Source organism: Dysgonomonas sp. BGC7 (genome assembly GCF_001261735.1).
Taxonomy (GTDB): domain Bacteria; phylum Bacteroidota; class Bacteroidia; order Bacteroidales; family Dysgonomonadaceae; genus Dysgonomonas.
Genome location: NZ_CVRP01000017.1, coordinates 1 through 17,483, shown reverse-complemented (window position 1 = coordinate 17,483; position 17,483 = coordinate 1). Strand labels below are relative to the sequence as shown.

Here is a 17,483-nt window from a genome sequence, read left to right as displayed (position 1 = left end):
AACTTTTGTCAGGTTTTAGTTAAAATACGGAGAGATTAACAGAGAAAAGAAAAAGATACAGTAAAATAAAACAAAGAAAAAGTGTACATGTTTGTAAGGTTTTAGTTAATTTATAATATAATACACTGAATATAAGCAGATAGATGTTTTTTAAGGATATCATAGGACAAAAAGAAGTAAAAGAACGACTAACCAGATCGGTTAAAGAAGGATTTATCCCTCATGCACAACTCTTTTGCGGACCGGAAGGAATAGGTAAGTTCCCTCTTGCCTTGGCCTATGCTCAATATCTCAACTGCGAAAATCGCACAGATGACGACTCTTGCGGAAAATGTCCTTCATGCGTCAAGTATAATCATTTGGCACACCCCGATCTGCATTTTGTTTTCCCGATAGTAAAAAAGGCAGCAAAGAAAAAAGAAGTCTGCGATGATTATATATCCGAATGGCGCGAATTTGTAAAGAACAGTAGCTACTTCAATCTTGGACAATGGCTCGACCATATTGATGCTGAAAATTCGCAAGGCCTGATTTATGCGAAAGAAAGTGAAGAGATAATAAGAAAGTTGAGCCTTAAGATTTACGAAGCCAAATATAAGATTATGATCATTTGGCTACCCGAAAAGATGCACGAATCGTGTGCAAATAAGCTTTTGAAAATAATAGAAGAACCTACAGACAATACTATATTCTTGTTGGTATCCGATACGCCCGACAATATTATTACTACGATTCAGTCCCGTTGTCAGCGAATAAACATACATGGTATTGAAGAGAATGATATAGTACAGGCATTAGAATCAGAGTATAATATAACTCCCGAAGATGCTCTTAACGTTGCTCATCTTGCAAATGGAAGCTATCTGAAAGCACTGGAGACAATTAGCCTGAACGAAGAACATAAGTTCTTTTTCAATCTGTTCATCCAAATGATGCGTGCCTCATATGCCCGCAATATAAAAGAGATAAAAGCTATCGGCAACGAACTGGGAGGTATAGGCCGAGAAAATCAGAAAAGTTTTCTTATATACTGCCAAAGGATGGTACGAGAATACTTTATAAGCAACATGAAGCAACCGGATATTGTATACATGGCTCAGGACGAAGCTAATTTTGGAATCAGATTTGCTCCTTTCGTAAACGAAAAAAATATAATCGGACTAATGAATGAACTTGCATTAGCCGAACGGCATATAGAACAAAATGTAAACGCAAAGATGGTTTTTTTCGACCTTTGTCTCAAAATAACAATGTTGATAAAACAATAAATATAGACCCACAGAGCCATAAAAGGGGCTTTGTTTCAATCATTAAAAACAAATAAAATGACAAACCAAAATACATACCCATTAAATGACTGTCAAGGCACATGCAAAACACCTATTGGTTGCACTTGTGCCAAAGCTAGCAAAAGAGCTACAGATGATGGAATTACTACTTCAGAAACTACAACAAAAACCTGTGCCTGTAGCAAGGGTGGATCTTGTGCCTGCAAATCCGGAGGAGGATGCTCTAGTGGTGGCTGTTCCGGAGGGGGGTGCTCTGGTGGAGGTTGTTCTTCGAAGGGCGGATGCTGTAGTGGAAGCAATAAACTGGAAGTCTATAACTGGCTTGAAGACATGAGAGAGTTATTGGCAGAGTCTAAGATGGTAGAAGTTCAATTCAAGAATACGAGAAAAGGCTATTATCTGAATAGTAACGATGTCGAATTATATAAAGGAGACATCGTTGCAGTAGAAGCCACTCCCGGACATGATATAGGAGAAGTTACCCTCACCGGGAAGCTCGTTGAACTACAGATGCTGAAGAACAACTACAGGGGAGAAACTAAGCGTATATATCGTATAGCAAAACCTAATGATATAGAAAAATGGGAAGAAGCTAAAAAGAAAGAGCATAAAACAATGCTCAGAGCCAGAGAGATAGCTGAGGAACAAAAATTAGCCATGAAGATTAGCGATGTAGAATTTCAGGGTGATGGAAATAAAGCCATATTCTATTATATAGCTGATGAACGTGTCGACTTTCGCCAATTGATAAAAGTATATGCTTCCGAATTTCGTGTAAAAATAGAAATGAAGCAAATTGGAGCCAGACAAGAGGCCGGACGAGTAGGAGGAATCGGCCCATGCGGAAGGGAGCTATGCTGTTCCAGTTCTATGTCTAACTTTGTATCGGTATCAACATCTGCCGCCCGTCTTCAAGACATACCTCTAAATCCTCAGAAACTTGCCGGACAATGCGGAAAGCTTAAGTGCTGCCTTAATTTTGAAGTAGACACATATGTGGAAGCACAGCGCCAGTTGCCATCTCGAGATATTCCTCTGGAAACGAAAGATTCTACATATTATCACTTTAAGACAGATGTTTTGTCGGGGGTGATGACATATTCTACTGATAAGCATTTTGCTGCAAATCTCCTCTCATTACCAAAAGACAGAGTATATGAGGTTATAAGAATGAACAAAAGAGGGGACAGACCTTTACACCTTGTATCTGAAGTTCAAGAACAGGAGGAAAAGCCTACATCTCATGATATATTGCAAGAGAATATAAATCGCTTCGACAATAATGCAGGATCAAACAACCGAAATAAGAAGAAATTCGTAAAGAACAAGCAAAGAGAAAACAATATTCCGAGGGATAATAACAACCAAGGAACGCCAAATAATAATCAGCAGCAGACCAACAAGAGAAAAATAGAAGTTAACAATAAGCAACAAGCTGCAAATAATAGTGCTCCACAACAAGCGCAGGAACAAGGACAAAATTCGAATCCGAATAAAAAGAATCATCATAGGAACAATCGTAACCGGAACAACAGAAATGGAAAACCGGAACAAAACAAGCCGGATGCATAAGTCCGGCTATACATATCTGATTCTGCTCTTAGTGAGTTTGATGAACATCTCCTGCAACAAACAGGAGGTGTATTATCATTTTCATGAAATAAAAGATGCAAAGTGGCAGCAAAAAGACACTTTGACTTTCGATGTAGATTCTACAGCAATTACCCCAAACACACTATATAGTGTTGCAATAGAAGTCTCCAACAACGTAAATTATCCATATCAGAATATCTGGTTCTTTGTTCAGCACAACTTCACCGCCGATTCTACATACACAGAGATTTCGAGAGAATATAAATTAGCCGACGAATTCGGCAAATGGCAAGGGTCAGGTTTTGGCACACTATATCAGGTCTCTTTTCCTCTAACAGACATTGTATTCCGAGAAAAAAAGAATTATAGAATAAAGATAGAACATGGCATGCGCGACGAACCCCTAAATGGAATAGAAAAGATTGGTATAAAAATCTCTAAGAAACAGGAATAAGGTATCAGACCTATTTATTGTCCATTCAAGTATAACATTCGCTGTTGGTTATAATTTAAAGATACGGCATAAATTCTACCTTTTACTTATATACCCAATATTTCTAGAATGACTTTATCTATATAGATATAGGAGGATTATAAAATGCAAAAGGAATTATCTTTTAGGGCTGATATGCAAAGGAATGGTAAAATATACATTTATATTCTCTCCTTTGTGTTTTCCAGGTATCCAGCGGGGCATACGTCTGATTACACTAATTAGAGAATCTGTTAGGATCGTTCCTTCATATTGAGGTTTCATTGGTTTAATATCTTTTATCTCTCCGGTTTTAGTTACTACGAACTGTATCTTCGTACTGAGATTGTCCATTATCTTGTCTTCCGGTATGACTGGATATTTTAAGTTCTGATTTATAAACTTGAACAACTCAGTTTCTCCTCCGGGAAAAAATGGCATTTGCTCAACAACAGTATAGACCTTGTCTTGGCATTGAGCAAAACACATACTACTACTGATTGCTATTGCAATGTATAAAAAGAGTTTTTTCATGGGTATAGCATCAAAATACAAATATAGGATAAATAGGGACAAAACAAAAAAGAGCCGCCCTGTTGGACAGCTCTTTCTATATATAGGATAATATTATTTATTATCCGTTAACTTTAGCCATGTGAGCAACAAGTTCAAGAACTTTGTTTGAATAACCCCACTCGTTGTCGTACCAAGATACAACTTTCACGAAAGTGTCAGTTAAAGCAATACCAGCTTTAGCGTCGAAGATAGAAGTGCGTGCATCACCGATGAAGTCAGAAGATACTACAGCATCTTCAGTATATCCTAGTATGCCTTTCAATTCGCCTTCTGAAGCATCTTTCATTGCTTTACAGATTTCGTCATATTTAGCTGGTTTAGCTAAGTTTACTGTAAGGTCTACTACAGATACGTCAAGTGTAGGAACACGCATTGACATACCGGTCAATTTTCCGTTAAGTACAGGGATCACTTTTCCAACAGCCTTAGCAGCACCGGTAGAAGAAGGGATAATGTTACCAGCAGCAGCACGTCCGCCTCTCCAGTCTTTAGCTGAAGGACCGTCTACAGTTTTTTGAGTAGCAGTAGTAGCGTGTACTGTAGTCATCAAACCATCAGTGATACCAAATTTGTCGTTTAGTACTTTTGCAATAGGAGCAAGACAGTTTGTAGTACAAGATGCGTTAGAAACGATCTGAGTTCCTTTTACATAAGAGTCAGTATTTACTCCACAAACAAACATCGGAGTGTCGTCTTTAGACGGAGCTGACATTACTACATATTTCGCACCGGCAGTGATATGAGCCTGAGCTGTAGCTTTATCTAAAAAAAGACCTGTTGATTCTACAACGTATTCTGCACCTACAGCATCCCATTTCAAGTCAGCAGGATTTCTTTCGGCAGTAACACGAATAGCGTTTCCATTTACCACAAGTTTGCCATCTTTGATTTCAACTGTACCATCGAATCTTCCGTGAACTGTATCGTAACGTAGCATATATGCCATATACTCCACATCAATAAGGTCATTGATACCTACAATTTGAATATCTTTTCTGCCTTGTGCAGCACGGAATACCAAACGACCTATACGTCCGAAACCATTAATACCTACTTTAATCATTTTGTTTTATTTTTATTAGTTAAAAAATTGAGTATATCCTTATTCATAGAATCTCGAAAATCAATAATTATGTTATAAAACATCCTTTTCGAAAAGCAGTACAAAAATAACAAATTTATTTCATATAAGGTTTATACCGTTAGCTATTTTTAAGGACAATGTATATGTTTTTTGTATTGATTATCACGAATTTGTCTGTTTTGTTAGGTCGAGTTGTCTTTTTGCATCTTTATTTATATCTAAACGATCATATTCATATTTGACAAACAATAGAAAACGGACAAGCCCCAAAAAGACCTGCCCGTTTTTGGGAATTATTTCATAAAGGATGATTACATCATTCCGCCCATTCCTCCACCCATAGGAGGCATTGGAGCAGGATTATCTTCCTTCTTGTCTGCTATAATACATTCTGTAGTCAAGAACATACCTGCTATAGATGCAGCATTTTCTAATGCAACACGGGTAACCTTAGCCGGATCTATAACTCCGGATGCATTTAGATTTTCATACTTATCGGCACGAGCATTGTAACCAAAATCGCCTTTACCTTCACGTACCTTTTGCACTACTACAGCACCTTCTTTTCCACTGTTTGCTACAATCTGACGAAGAGGTTCTTCGATAGCACGTTTCACGATTTCAATACCTGTAGTTTCGTCTTCGTTTTCACCTTTCATGTTTTCAATAGCATCGATAGCACGTATATATGCTACGCCACCACCCGGTACTGTACCTTCTTCGATAGCAGCACGTGTTGCAGAAAGAGCATCTTCTACACGATCTTTCTTCTCTTTCATTTCTACTTCCGAAGCAGCACCAACATAAAGGACAGCAACACCACCTGCCAACTTAGCAAGACGTTCCTGTAGTTTTTCACGATCGTAGTCAGATGTAGTTTTTTCCATCTGAGCGCGAATTTGTGCTACACGAGCTGCAATAGCACTCTTGTCTCCTGCGCCATTTACGATGGTTGTATTATCTTTATTTACAGTAATCTTATCTGCTGTACCAAGCATATCTAAAGTAGCAGCCTCAAGAGAAAGACCTCTTTCTTCTGTAATAACTGTTCCTCCTGTAAGGATAGCGATATCTTCCAGCATTTCTTTACGACGATCTCCAAAACCGGGAGCTTTTACTGCACAAATCTTGAGTCCTGCACGAAGGCGGTTAACCACAAGAGTAGTTAATGCTTCCGAGTCGATATCTTCAGCTATGATAAGCAGTGAGCGTCCAGATTTAAGAGCAGCTTCCAATATTGGAAGAATATCTTTCAATACAGATATTTTCTTATCGTGAATCAAGATATATGGATTTTCCATATCTGCTTCCATCTTTTCTGTATCTGTTACAAAATATGGAGAGATATAACCTCTGTCGAACTGCATACCTTCTACAACATCAACATAAGTTTCTGTTCCTTTGGCTTCTTCTACAGTGATAACTCCTTCTTTTTTCACTTTGCCCATAGCTTCAGCTATAAGTTTACCGATAGTCTCGTCTCCATTTGCAGAAATTTTAGCAACATTTTCTATTTTACCTAAGTCGTCACCGACTGTAATCGACTGTGCCTTGAGACTTTCTACAACTTTAACAACAGCTTTGTCTATACCACGTTTCAAATCCATAGGATTAGCTCCGGCAGTAACGTTTTTAAGACCTACACTAACAATAGACTGGGCCAATACTGTTGCTGTAGTAGTACCATCACCGGCATCATCGTTAGTTTTAGAAGCTACTTCTTTTACAAGCTGAGCTCCCATATTCTGGAATGCTTCTTCAAGCTCAATTTCTTTTGCTACAGTTACACCATCTTTTGTAATATGAGGTGCACCAAATTTCTTTTCGATGATTACATTACGACCTTTTGGTCCAAGTGTTACTTTTACAGCATTTGCTAATGCATCAACCCCTTTCTTTAGTTCATCACGGGCATCAATATTGAAAATAATTTCTTTTGCCATAGTTTTTATCTATTTATAAGTTTCGGTATTAAATAATTGCAAGAATATCAGACTGACGCATGATTAGATACGATTCGCCATCAAGTTCGATTTCTGTTCCGGCATATTTGCCGTAAAGAACCTGATCGTTAGGCTTTACTATCATATCTTCATCTTTTGTTCCGTTACCTACAGCAACAACTTCTCCTTTTAGAGGTTTTTCTTTTGCTGTATCAGGAATAATGATACCTCCTACACTTTTTTCTTCAGCAGCTGCAGGCTTAATTAGTACACGATCTGCTAATGGTTTAATACTCATGATTTTTAGTAATTTAAATTTATATATTATAATTTCTTGAAATATTCTCATTTTACTTTTAGCGAAATGTGTGCCAAAAAATATTTCTGTCAAAAAAGCAGAGTTGTGACAGACATTCGCTGACAAGACGTCATTTCTGAGATTCAGTCTTATCTTGGTATAGTAAAAGCAAACAGATAGATACCCTCTACCATTATGTGAAAGAAACAAAAATATAAATCAAGAGCTCACTCCGTTTTTTAACTAAAAAGTGACAAAGGTTACACATTTATTCCTTCTTGAAATTTATTCGATAACAAAAACAATAGTACCACCCACTGTCACCCAGTCGTAAATAAACTTTGCATGTGATGTAGCATTACGTACACACATGTGAGATCGTGGAGTAGTACCCAATGATGGACTATATTCAATAAAAGTGGTTCTGGGTGCATTTACCGGAATACCATGCAAATACCCTCCATTTGTAAACCGACACGCATATGGAGCAAATCCACCCGTTTCGGTAGTACCATCTACTAAAAAGAACATTTTATATTTACGCTCTTGAATAACAAACATTCCAAGAGGAGTTTCTTGCTGGTGAGGAGGTTTATGTAGTCCTGTAGTTACAGGATTCATGCTTCTGATTAACCATTTCGAACCGACTTTCTCAAGAACTGTTATGTTTTCATTGTTGCGATCAACGACAATCGCTTTATTAAAAGTTACAGAATCGGCCAGCCTTTTTATATATTTTCGCGGCACTAACCAATTACCTCCAATATCAGTTGTTTCTATCTCGACAAACTTAGAAAGGCTATCATTATCTAATATTTTCACAAGTGAGCCATCCCTCGCGTAACGGACTCCTATAAGAGAATCTTCCGGTAAGAATAACGGTATGGATTGGTATCGCTCAACGCCCAATGTATCTGCGATGCGTTTATATTCATTTCGTTTATACGTTTTCACCAATGGTGCTTCTCCGTTCAAATTCTTATAATTCTGTAAAAGTGCCCACTCTGTGGGCTCTTGCTGTATATTTTCCAAATAGGCCAGCCGTTCTTTAACCTTATCCCACTGGAATGACCGGACAGTATCTTTGTAAGGATAGGTATCGTCCAAAGTATATTGATCATACAACAATTGTTTTTCGATCTGAATATCTGATGCTGTAACAGCCTTCTTTGTTTCTACAGTTTCGCTAAGTGAATCTGCCTTTATCTGATTAGGAATTTCCTCTCTACTATTTTCTTTATCAGAACAAGATAAAATAATAAACAAGCATGCTAAAAAAAACAGGACTACAATACTTTTCTTCATTTACAATTCGTTTTTCTATTAACAATAACTCTAAGAGTAATGTTTAACAAACAACAGAGCGAGCAAAGCTATAAAAAATTAACTAATGGATTAACATTTATTGTATTTATATCTATTACAATGATAATTGTGAAACCTCAATATAACACTATAATTATCCGAAACAATCGAACGAATTATATTCTAATTAAATTTCTATCTTAACTATTTAATTATCTTTGCAAAATATACAATATTAATATTCTTATCTTAATGAAAAAAATCACATTATTTCTGCTTTCTCTTTTAGCAATCGTTGCTCTGATATCATGTCAGAATAAAAATACTTATACCATTGATGGTAGTATTAATGACACCGCTTACAATGGTAAATTAGTGTATCTTCAGAAAATGGATACCGTTAGTGCTTATAATATTAAAATATCGACAGTGGATTCTGTGATAATGAAGAATGGCAAATTTACCATAAAAGGCATATCCGACGGGGAACCATTCTTAGGTTTCGTATCTATAGGAGAAGACCTCAGAGTCGCCCAACAGGGAGCACCTGTAGCTACCATAATTGTAGAGCCGGGCTCTATTAAAGTGGATTTCAACAAAACACAAGACTCTCCGATAGTAAACATCACTCTTTCGGGCACAAAACTGAATGAAGAATTCAATAAGATACACATCGCAATGAATAAGCTTGGAGCATTGTATAAAGAAGTATCAAAAGCCGGAGGCGTACAAGGTGTTCCTGTAGATGCTGATGGTAAAGATATCCAAACAAAGATGCAGGAGGTTCAAGACGAAATGCGTACTGTTACCTTCAACTTTACTAAAGCCAATATGGCAAACAAAGCCGGACAAACATTGTTCTTTTCATCATACTCTTCATTCAGCGACGATGAGCTTAAAGAGTTAATCGCTTTGGGCGACAGCACATTCCGCAACCAACCGGAAATTAAAGCTTTGGAAGAAGATCTGAACCGCGTAATTCCTGAAGTAGGACAACCTTTTGCCGATGTATCTTTAGTAGATATAAACGGAAATAGAGTATCTCTATCTGCCTATGCTGGCAAAAACGAATGTACTCTTATCGATTTTTGGGCATCATGGTGCGGACCTTGTATACAAGAAATGCCTAGTCTGGCCAAAGCCTATACTGCATATAAAGCAAAAGGACTTGAAATAGTAGGTATATCTGTAGATGATGATCGCCAAGCATGGTTGGGTGCGGTAGAGAAGTACAACATGAAATGGATACAGTTGGGAGACGACAACAAACAAGCATCTATGATATACGGAGTAGCCTCGATACCTCACACAATTCTAGTAGACGCTAACGGTATAATTGTTGCAAAAAACCTAAGAGGAAAAGAACTTGAAGATAAAATTGCAGAGATACTTAAATAATTAAATTAAGTTAGTTTAAGGAACAATTTATCTACTCAACTGTTTTTCTTATTACTAAACGAATGTTAAAGAACACTCGAATATTAATTTATATTTAAAAGCTAATATGAAAAAGATTTTATTACTTTTTTCTACGATAGCCCTATTGATGACTTCTTGTGGAGAAAAGAATGCTTTCACCATTACAGGAAAGCTACCTAACGGATCATATGACGGACAACAAGTGTACCTACAAACTCTTGACTCAATTTGGAAAGATCGTATTAATATAGATACTGTAAGTGTTGTAGACGGACAGTTTGTTTTCAAAGGTGTGGCTAAAGATGTACCCGGAATACATTTTATCTCTCTGGAAAATGCGCCCGATTTTATAAAATCGGCATTGGTGGTTGTAGAACCGGGACAAATAGAAATGACACTGGATAGTGTATCATCTGTAAAAGGAACAACAACTAATAATAGCTATCAGGTATTTGCTTCGCAAATGGACATAGTAGCAAAAGAAATGCAGTCTATATGGGAAAAAGCAAAAGCTGACACTACTGCTAATGCTGAATTACAGGCTGAATTAGAGAAAGAGTATGAGGCAAAAGAGAAACAAAAAACAAATATACTCTTCGATTTTATTAAGCCTAATATACAAAACCAAATAGGAGCTTATTTTCTGGCAAACAATTCTTATTTGTTTTCTCTCGATCAGTTGAAAGAACTAGTTCCTTCTATAAACCCTGAATTTAAGTCGATAAAAAGAATTCAAAAACTAGAAACACGAGTAAAGGCATTAGAAGCAACATCTGTTGGTAGTATTTTCACCGACCTTAAAGGGAAAACACCTACAGGTACAGATGTATCTTTATCTGATTTTGCAGGAAAAGGAAAATACACCCTTATCGATTTCTGGGCATCATGGTGTCCTCCCTGTCGTGCCGAAATGCCTAAACTTGTAGAGTTATACGGAACATATAAGAATAAAGGACTTGAAATTGTAGGTATATCTCTTGACAAAACAAATGAAGATTGGGTAAAAGGCATCAATACATTAAAGATTACATGGCCACAAATTTCAGACCTCAAGTATTGGGATAGTGAGTTGGCTGCTGCTTATGGTGTAAACTCTATTCCTCATTTGGTATTGTTAGACAAGGATGGAAAGATTATAGAACGAGGATTAAACGCTGAGCAAGTCTCAGAGAAACTAGCTGAGTTCTTGAAATAAGACTTTATTTAAGAATAATAAAAAAGAGTTGCTTCTTATCGAAACAACTCTTTTTTATTTTGTTCTACACAAATAAGGCTTCGTGTATTATTTCTCCTACTGTGGGATGAGGGAATACAATCTTTTGGAATTCTTCTATAGAAAATGCTTTCTCTATAGCGATTCCTGCAATGACGATAAGTTCCGAAGCGGGATTGCCAAGCATATGACAACCTATTATTATATTCCTTTCATCTACAATCAGCTTACATACCCCATTACCCAATTCGTTCTCTGCAACAAACCGTCCAGAATAAGCCATAGGTAATTTAATAATCTTATAGATGACACCTCTCTTATCAAGATCTTCTTCCGTCTGTCCGACACCTGCAATTTCTGGATTTGTATATACAACTCCCGGTATAGCCTTATAGCTCATAAAATCATCTCTTTTCAGAATATGATTAATAGCTACTTCTGCCTCCCGAACAGCCGTATGAGCCAGTAGAGAATGCCCTGTTATATCTCCACAGGCATAGATACTCTCATGGGAAGTTCTCATCCACTCATCCACCTTTACCCCATTACGGAAAAGCTCTATATTCAACTTATCCAAATTAAGGTTTGATGTTATAGGACGACGACCTGTACTGAGAAGAATTTGCTCTGCTTCGACAAAAGACTGCTCTCCATTTTTTTCTATTATCACTTGATTGCCCTGTATTTCTACAACCTTCGTATCAAGATAAAAAGCAATTCCTTTTTTAGCATATTCTGTCCTTAATATAGCCGATAATTCGTTATCCATTGCTCCAAGTATTTCGGGAAGCATTTCTATAACGCTAACCTTTACGCCCAAGCTATTGAAGAACGACGCAAATTCGACACCAATAACTCCACCTCCGATAATAGCAAGAGAATTTGGCAGCTCTTTATTATCCAGTGCTTCTTTCGAAGTCCAATATCCACTGCCATCTAATCCTTTTATAGGAGGAATAATGGGCTCCGAGCCCGAACATAGTAATACTTTCTTTGCCTGATAACGCTCCCCATTACAAGAAATAAGGATATTATAATCAGCATCTTTACCTTCTAAAGAAGCTTCCCCAACTATAACATTTACGTCATGGGCTGCTAATTTTTGCTTTATTCCTGCTACTAATTTACGAACTGTTTTTTGCTTACGGGCAATGATTTTAGCCAGATCGAAACTAGTATCTCCATTTACTAAAACACCATATTTAGATGAATTTTTAACAGAATCTAAAGTTTTGGCTGAATACAGTAGTGTTTTAGTTGGTATACACCCTTCATTCAAACAGACACCACCAAGAGCATTTTTTTCAAACAAAACAGTCTCTAGTCCATTTGCAGCAGCTCTTTCAGCAGCCGTATATCCGGCCGGACCTCCTCCGATAATAGCAACATCGTATGATTTCATAGTCTTAAGGTTTTATATTTTCTAGATGTATAATACTGATAAAGATAGCGATTTATTCCTCAGAAACGCAATCGGCTTATTCATGTAAATTAGCGAACCAATACGAAAACTCTTTCTCTGAACCGTCTTCCATTTTCACAGGATAAGTCCGGTACTCCGGATTTCCCAGAGTATAAACAACAGGATATTTAAATATTGGGCCATTGTAACAAAATGTATGATATTCTCCATTTTCGCCACAAACATCAGCCGTTTCAGGTAATCTATCAACGAGTTCCTTATCAATCAACTTTCCAATATAGCTCTCATCCAAGACTTCAGCCATAGTGGTTACAATAATTGTTTGTAGCCCCGAAGCCAGAAATTCATCCATTATTTCAGGAGAACTTTTACCCCATAAAGGCTCTACTACTGTTATTCCATATGGGGTTAATTGCTTCTCTCTATATGTCTTCACATCATGTAGAAATATATCTCCAAAAATAAAGTGGGTTACACCCTGAGATAAAAAATGGTTAACAGCATCAATCATGGCTTCTTCATACCCTTGCATTTCTCCATTTGGCAGCAGATTTACAACATATAATGGAATACCTATACTATCAGCCTGCTTTTGCAACAGCGAAGCTGGAATAGCATGCATTGTAGATCTTTTACTATCACTATTTATAGTTGTAAGAAGAGCAACTATATCATACTCTCCCTTCTCCAACACTTTATAAAGAGCAAGAGACGAATCTTTCCCTCCACTCCAGTTAAATACAGCCTTAGTCTTCATATATCATCTTTTTAGTCATACCTCCATCTATCACAAAGTTTTGTCCGGTGATAAAATCATTTTCCGGTTGGCTAAGAAAAAGACACATTCTTGCTATATCCTCCGGTTTGCCAACCCTGCCCGAAGGGTGTTGATTGTGATCTACAAAAGTAAGGTTATTATAATCTCCTGTTTCAATCCAACCTGGACTGATACAATTTACAGTTATTCTATATTTACTTAATGATATAGACAAAGCATGAGTAAGAGATACAACCCCTCCCTTAGATGCTGCATAAGCCTCTGAATCAGGCTCACTCATCAAATAACGAGTAGAAGCCATATTAATGATTCTCCCAAATGTATTTAAGCTTTCATTTTCTGCACGATATTTGGCTAATATCTGCGCAGTAATAAAAATAGGTCTTAAATTTACATCTAAAACTTTATCAAAATCTTCGACTGAAAGATTAAGGATAGACTCAAAACGACTAACTCCGACATTATTTATAATAATATCGACATTTCCCTTTTTGGCAATTACACCTTCGAGTGCATTCGATAATTCCTTCTCATTAGAGATATCTACTTTTATAAAGCCGCATTTATATCCCCTCAGTTCATCGCAAAGAAGCTGGGAGGACTCTTCATCCACATCGCAGAATATAACGTCTGCACCAGCCTCGCAAAACATCCGGACGATACTTCTACCTATTCCATTTGCACCTCCGGTAACAAATACGATCTTACCTTCCACCCCATTCATCTATTAGCCTATCATCTCAATCTCTTTCTTCAAGAACTCCCAGTCATTTTCATTGACCTTTGCACCCACGTTTTGTATCACATTTGCAGCTAAGAGAGTACCTACCCTTCCACAATCAGGCAAAGAGAGATTATTTATTAGGCCATATATAAATCCGGATGCATACAGGTCTCCTGCACCGGTAGAGTCTATACAAGTTACTTTATGAGCCGGAACAAATACTTTTTCTTCACCCTTCTGAATCCATGATCCCTCCGATCCGGTTTTCACAATAGCAACTTCTACCACTTTCGACAAAGCGGTTACCGCATCTTCTGCTATCATATCTAAAAGCGACTTAGCTTCTTCCTCATTAGCAAAGATTATATCAACATACTCGGGTATAATCTCCAACAGGAAATCTCTATTAGACTCTACTACATTATAGCTAGCCAGATCTAATATTATTTTTGCACCTGCTTCCTTAGCAAGTATTATTGCACTCTTTATCAGATCATAGTTCTGCACAAGGTACCCTTCTATATAGAAATACTGATATCCATCAAAGTCCTCCTTATTCAACTCCTGAGCATCTAATAGAGCAGCAGCGCCAAGATATGTACCGAAAGTACGTTCACCATCCTGAGAAATAAAAGTAGAAGCAACTCCCGAGGCTTCGTCAACCTCTGTAAGGTGCGACTTTACTGTATACTTGCTAAGATCATTTTTAAAGTGTTCTCCATAAAAGTCTTTTCCAATGCGACCAAGAAATCCTGTAGAGATTCCCAGACTGGCAAGACCTACGATTGTATTGGCAGCAGAGCCACCCGACACAATATTTTTTTCAAATCTATTAATTTCCTCACTAATTATTCTCAGCTTACAATTATCTATAAGTTGCATGCTACCTTTCGGAAGATCAAGCCGTTTGAGGATGCTATCATCTTCAATTATCGCCAAAACGTCTACCAGGGCGTTACCCATTCCAAGTACTTTCGTCATTCTTTCTTAAAATTTTGCGTAAAGATATTGCATAATTCAGAAATATACCCTATTTTTGCGTCACTTTTGAGAGAATAATACTCTTCCTTAGCTCAGTTGGTTAGAGCATCTGACTGTTAATCAGAGGGTCCTTGGTTCAAGTCCAAGAGGAAGAGCAAAATATAAAAGCAATTCTCTTAAAAGTAAATTCTTCCTTAGCTCAGTCGGTTAGAGCATCTGACTGTTAATCAGAGGGTCCTTGGTTCAAGTCCAAGAGGAAGAGCAAAGCAGTTATGAGTTTTCATAGCTGCTTTTTTTGTATTTATACTGGGTTCGAATCCAGCTTCCGCAACTAAACTGAAAGAATCACTGAAAAGTGGTTCTTTTTTGTTTTATATCAATTGCTTGGAGAGTTCGATAAAATTTTCTTTTTCTTGTAAAATGAATATATTGTTACATTATTTTCTTTTATAAACAAAAAACCATTTGAATTATTATTCCGAAATACTGACAATGTCTTACCTTCAGAGTATCTTACGTTAATTGGATTATACGACCAAAATCTGTCATCTGATATTTTTGCTATTTCTTCAAATTCATTATTTTCAATTTTACAAAGTGATGTACCTTGGTTCCCTGCAACTATATGAAAAAGATTCCTTTCATATAAAAAGGAAGTTGTGACCATAACACCAACAGAATCTACTATAATTTCAGATCCTATCGTAGTCTTAGATTCGTCATCCCCTACATAATTTATTTTTTTTCTTTTTCTTTTTTTGAATAAAGTTAAAGCCTTAGGGTCATCTATTTTTAATATCTGAGTAGATCCTGCCATATCAGCGAGAGAAGCTGTTACTATATAAGTTTCATTTAATTTATTTACTATAATAGGACATGTTGATGCACATTCGTATTTCTTTTTATCTGATTTGTCTATGAAATATATTGATCCACCCCACTCTCCACTACACGATTTTTCTACAATATATTTATCATCCTCGAAAAAAGGAAAATCGTTTTTCCTTTTTGTAAAGGAGAATTTATTATTTTTTAAATAGAACGTAGAATCATTTTTAGTCCTTACAAATAAAGAATCATTTATACTGACAATTGAAGTTGATGATATTGGAGCATTTGCAATAGTTTTTTTATGTAATATAGAATCTATACTGAAAACTTTGCCATCGGATTCCAAACAATAAAATTCACTATTACAATAAGCGACACCTATAATTTCATGATCAATATCGAATGTGTAGTTTTTCAATTTAAATTCTTGAGAATATACGTTAGTTACTGTTGTTATACCAATAACTATAAGAAAGAATATATTTTTCATGCTACTCTATTTTTTTCAAATATAATCACAAAGCTTAATTATCCTTTCCCAATCCCCAATAAAATCGTTCGATAATTCGATAGAGTGTTCAACTAAACAACAAAAAAGCAATCGAACATTCGGTAGCTTTTGTTGTGTATATCAACCGATTGACGAATTTAATGATTTTAAGTAATTAATACAATGTTCCAATCTATCATTCCATTGATTATTAACATTTAATTGATTCCGATATCTTTTTAAGGTGTCTTCCAATAGAGGGAGAAAAACAACATCTTGTAGCTTTTCAACAGCTTCAAGCAAAAGAGTGCCATAAGATTGAGATAAGATCTCTTGTTCTATAACATTTTTAATATTGGAATCCTTTCTTTTTGCCAAACCAAGTATTGCTTCATATTTTGTTTCTTGATGTTTATCATAAATTCTTAAGAATAAAGCATGTCTAATTTCAGGAGTATCTCTTTCTATTTGACTACCTAATCCAAAAGTTGCCCAATTTCTAATATTACTATACCTATCTTCTGACAACTTAATAAGAGTATCTATAGCTATTGGATTGTCAATACCTAGTAAGGCTAAAACAACCCCTTCTCTAACACAGCTATTTTTATTTAACCAATAGTTCGTTAAGTATTCTATATCTTCATTTGACACTAAATTATCATTATTATGTCCTATACCATATAGGATAGATTTTATAACTGACAAGTCTTTTTCAACTTTAAGCAGGTTTAAGAAATGAATAAGAACCTTTTTAGAATAAGGTTTAATTGAAACAGAATCTCTCAATTGAGAAAGAATATCAACTCCAATCATCCTCTTCTTTGGAATATTCGACTCAGTCAATAATATACATTGTTCAAAAAAAGCAGGAGTGGCCCTAATTCTCAATTCTGCAATATTCAACCAATATGTTTTATCTGACCTATTAGTAATAAGCCGAGATAATAGCTTTTCATTAGACCATGATTTGCGTCCCATAAGTATATGTTATTTAGAGTTTCTAATATACCCATAAAAAAGAAAACCTTTTTCGAATCTATCAACAAAATGTTTGAGTGATT

Annotated in this window: 16 protein-coding genes and 2 tRNA genes; 7 read left to right on the top strand and 11 right to left on the bottom strand. The window is 36.2% G+C overall.

Going from position 1 to position 17,483, the window contains the following annotated elements:
* Positions 1-143: 143 nt before the first annotated feature.
* Genes holB through BGC7_RS13885 form a run of 3 tightly spaced genes read left to right on the top strand, consistent with a single transcriptional unit; the run spans position 144 to position 3,336 of the window.
* Complete coding sequence (gene holB, locus BGC7_RS13895) at positions 144-1,268, top strand: DNA polymerase III subunit delta' (RefSeq protein ID WP_050702209.1); 1,125 nt, start codon at positions 144-146, stop codon at positions 1,266-1,268.
* Between the two features lie 57 nt (positions 1,269-1,325).
* Positions 1,326-2,861 (top strand): PSP1 domain-containing protein, encoded by a 1,536-nt coding sequence (locus tag BGC7_RS13890; protein WP_050702208.1) that lies wholly within the window; start codon positions 1,326-1,328, stop codon positions 2,859-2,861.
* The gene (locus tag BGC7_RS13885; RefSeq protein ID WP_050702207.1) at positions 2,827-3,336 is read left to right on the top strand and encodes a gliding motility lipoprotein GldH; all 510 of its coding nucleotides are present in this window, start codon (positions 2,827-2,829) and stop codon (positions 3,334-3,336) included. The genes BGC7_RS13890 and BGC7_RS13885 overlap by 35 nt, the downstream gene beginning before the upstream one ends.
* Before the next feature lie 156 nt (positions 3,337-3,492).
* Here BGC7_RS13885 and BGC7_RS13880 read toward each other — a convergent pair whose 3' ends face one another.
* The 5 genes from BGC7_RS13880 to BGC7_RS13860 all read right to left on the bottom strand — a co-directional run bounded on the left by BGC7_RS13880 (position 3,493) and on the right by BGC7_RS13860 (position 8,560).
* Positions 3,493-3,888 (bottom strand): energy transducer TonB, encoded by a 396-nt coding sequence (locus BGC7_RS13880; RefSeq protein WP_050702206.1) that lies wholly within the window; start codon positions 3,886-3,888, stop codon positions 3,493-3,495.
* Between the two features lie 100 nt (positions 3,889-3,988).
* Positions 3,989-4,993 (bottom strand): type I glyceraldehyde-3-phosphate dehydrogenase, encoded by a 1,005-nt coding sequence (gene gap / locus BGC7_RS13875; protein WP_050702205.1) that lies wholly within the window; start codon positions 4,991-4,993, stop codon positions 3,989-3,991.
* Positions 4,994-5,325: 332 nt separating this feature from the next.
* Positions 5,326-6,957 carry a chaperonin GroEL gene (gene groL / locus BGC7_RS13870; RefSeq protein ID WP_050702204.1) on the bottom strand — a complete coding sequence of 544 codons (1,632 nt, stop codon included), beginning with the start codon at positions 6,955-6,957 and terminating at the stop codon, positions 5,326-5,328.
* A 28-nt stretch (positions 6,958-6,985) separates the two neighbouring features.
* Positions 6,986-7,255 (bottom strand): co-chaperone GroES, encoded by a 270-nt coding sequence (locus BGC7_RS13865; protein ID WP_050702317.1) that lies wholly within the window; start codon positions 7,253-7,255, stop codon positions 6,986-6,988.
* A 285-nt stretch (positions 7,256-7,540) separates the two neighbouring features.
* Positions 7,541-8,560 (bottom strand): L,D-transpeptidase, encoded by a 1,020-nt coding sequence (locus tag BGC7_RS13860; RefSeq protein ID WP_050702203.1) that lies wholly within the window; start codon positions 8,558-8,560, stop codon positions 7,541-7,543.
* A gap of 252 nt (positions 8,561-8,812) precedes the next feature.
* Here BGC7_RS13860 and BGC7_RS13855 point away from each other — a divergent pair, with 252 nt between their 5' ends.
* The gene (locus BGC7_RS13855; RefSeq protein ID WP_050702202.1) at positions 8,813-9,958 is read left to right on the top strand and encodes a TlpA disulfide reductase family protein; all 1,146 of its coding nucleotides are present in this window, start codon (positions 8,813-8,815) and stop codon (positions 9,956-9,958) included.
* A 106-nt stretch (positions 9,959-10,064) separates the two neighbouring features.
* Complete coding sequence (locus BGC7_RS13850) at positions 10,065-11,174, top strand: AhpC/TSA family protein (protein WP_050702201.1); 1,110 nt, start codon at positions 10,065-10,067, stop codon at positions 11,172-11,174.
* 64 nt (positions 11,175-11,238) lie between these two features.
* On the opposite strand, the gene lpdA is transcribed toward BGC7_RS13850, so the two are convergent.
* From lpdA to BGC7_RS13830, 4 genes are all read right to left on the bottom strand, one after another.
* A complete protein-coding gene (gene lpdA, locus BGC7_RS13845) occupies positions 11,239-12,594 on the bottom strand; it encodes a dihydrolipoyl dehydrogenase (protein ID WP_050702200.1) in 1,356 nt (451 codons plus the stop codon).
* A gap of 76 nt (positions 12,595-12,670) precedes the next feature.
* Entirely contained in the window at positions 12,671-13,372 is a 702-nt protein-coding gene (locus tag BGC7_RS13840) for a Dph6-related ATP pyrophosphatase (RefSeq protein WP_050702199.1), read from the bottom strand.
* The gene (locus BGC7_RS13835; RefSeq protein WP_050702198.1) at positions 13,362-14,117 is read right to left on the bottom strand and encodes an SDR family NAD(P)-dependent oxidoreductase; all 756 of its coding nucleotides are present in this window, start codon (positions 14,115-14,117) and stop codon (positions 13,362-13,364) included. Before BGC7_RS13835 ends, BGC7_RS13840 begins: the two co-directional genes overlap by 11 nt.
* Positions 14,118-14,120: 3 nt before the next feature.
* A complete protein-coding gene (locus tag BGC7_RS13830; RefSeq protein ID WP_050702197.1) occupies positions 14,121-15,098 on the bottom strand; it encodes an adenosine kinase in 978 nt (325 codons plus the stop codon).
* An 81-nt stretch (positions 15,099-15,179) separates the two neighbouring features.
* Between BGC7_RS13830 and BGC7_RS13825 the strand changes: the two genes are divergently transcribed.
* Positions 15,180-15,253, top strand: a tRNA-Asn gene (locus tag BGC7_RS13825).
* 33 nt (positions 15,254-15,286) lie between these two features.
* Positions 15,287-15,360: transfer RNA gene (locus BGC7_RS13820), tRNA-Asn, on the top strand.
* 114 nt (positions 15,361-15,474) lie between these two features.
* On the opposite strand, the gene BGC7_RS13815 is transcribed toward BGC7_RS13820, so the two are convergent.
* Both BGC7_RS13815 and BGC7_RS13810 read right to left on the bottom strand, forming a co-directional pair.
* Positions 15,475-16,419, bottom strand: a complete 945-nt coding sequence (locus tag BGC7_RS13815) for a hypothetical protein (RefSeq protein WP_050702196.1) — start codon at positions 16,417-16,419, stop codon at positions 15,475-15,477.
* A 141-nt stretch (positions 16,420-16,560) separates the two neighbouring features.
* Positions 16,561-17,400 (bottom strand): hypothetical protein, encoded by an 840-nt coding sequence (locus BGC7_RS13810; protein WP_050702195.1) that lies wholly within the window; start codon positions 17,398-17,400, stop codon positions 16,561-16,563.
* Positions 17,401-17,483: the final 83 nt, after the last annotated feature.

Bases quoted from the DNA above. Each gene is read 5' to 3' on its own strand.
- holB (WP_050702209.1), top strand. From the start codon at position 144: ATGTTTTTTAAGGATATCATAGGACAAAAAGAAGTAAAAGAACGACTA.
- BGC7_RS13890 (WP_050702208.1), top strand. From the start codon at position 1,326: ATGACAAACCAAAATACATACCCATTAAATGACTGTCAAGGCACATGC.
- BGC7_RS13885 (WP_050702207.1), top strand. From the start codon at position 2,827: ATGGAAAACCGGAACAAAACAAGCCGGATGCATAAGTCCGGCTATACA.
- BGC7_RS13880 (WP_050702206.1), bottom strand. From the start codon at position 3,888: ATGAAAAAACTCTTTTTATACATTGCAATAGCAATCAGTAGTAGTATG.
- gap (WP_050702205.1), bottom strand. From the start codon at position 4,993: ATGATTAAAGTAGGTATTAATGGTTTCGGACGTATAGGTCGTTTGGTA.
- groL (WP_050702204.1), bottom strand. From the start codon at position 6,957: ATGGCAAAAGAAATTATTTTCAATATTGATGCCCGTGATGAACTAAAG.
- BGC7_RS13865 (WP_050702317.1), bottom strand. From the start codon at position 7,255: ATGAGTATTAAACCATTAGCAGATCGTGTACTAATTAAGCCTGCAGCT.
- BGC7_RS13860 (WP_050702203.1), bottom strand. From the start codon at position 8,560: ATGAAGAAAAGTATTGTAGTCCTGTTTTTTTTAGCATGCTTGTTTATT.
- BGC7_RS13855 (WP_050702202.1), top strand. From the start codon at position 8,813: ATGAAAAAAATCACATTATTTCTGCTTTCTCTTTTAGCAATCGTTGCT.
- BGC7_RS13850 (WP_050702201.1), top strand. From the start codon at position 10,065: ATGAAAAAGATTTTATTACTTTTTTCTACGATAGCCCTATTGATGACT.
- lpdA (WP_050702200.1), bottom strand. From the start codon at position 12,594: ATGAAATCATACGATGTTGCTATTATCGGAGGAGGTCCGGCCGGATAT.
- BGC7_RS13840 (WP_050702199.1), bottom strand. From the start codon at position 13,372: ATGAAGACTAAGGCTGTATTTAACTGGAGTGGAGGGAAAGATTCGTCT.
- BGC7_RS13835 (WP_050702198.1), bottom strand. From the start codon at position 14,117: ATGAATGGGGTGGAAGGTAAGATCGTATTTGTTACCGGAGGTGCAAAT.
- BGC7_RS13830 (WP_050702197.1), bottom strand. From the start codon at position 15,098: ATGACGAAAGTACTTGGAATGGGTAACGCCCTGGTAGACGTTTTGGCG.
- BGC7_RS13815 (WP_050702196.1), bottom strand. From the start codon at position 16,419: ATGAAAAATATATTCTTTCTTATAGTTATTGGTATAACAACAGTAACT.
- BGC7_RS13810 (WP_050702195.1), bottom strand. From the start codon at position 17,400: ATGGGACGCAAATCATGGTCTAATGAAAAGCTATTATCTCGGCTTATT.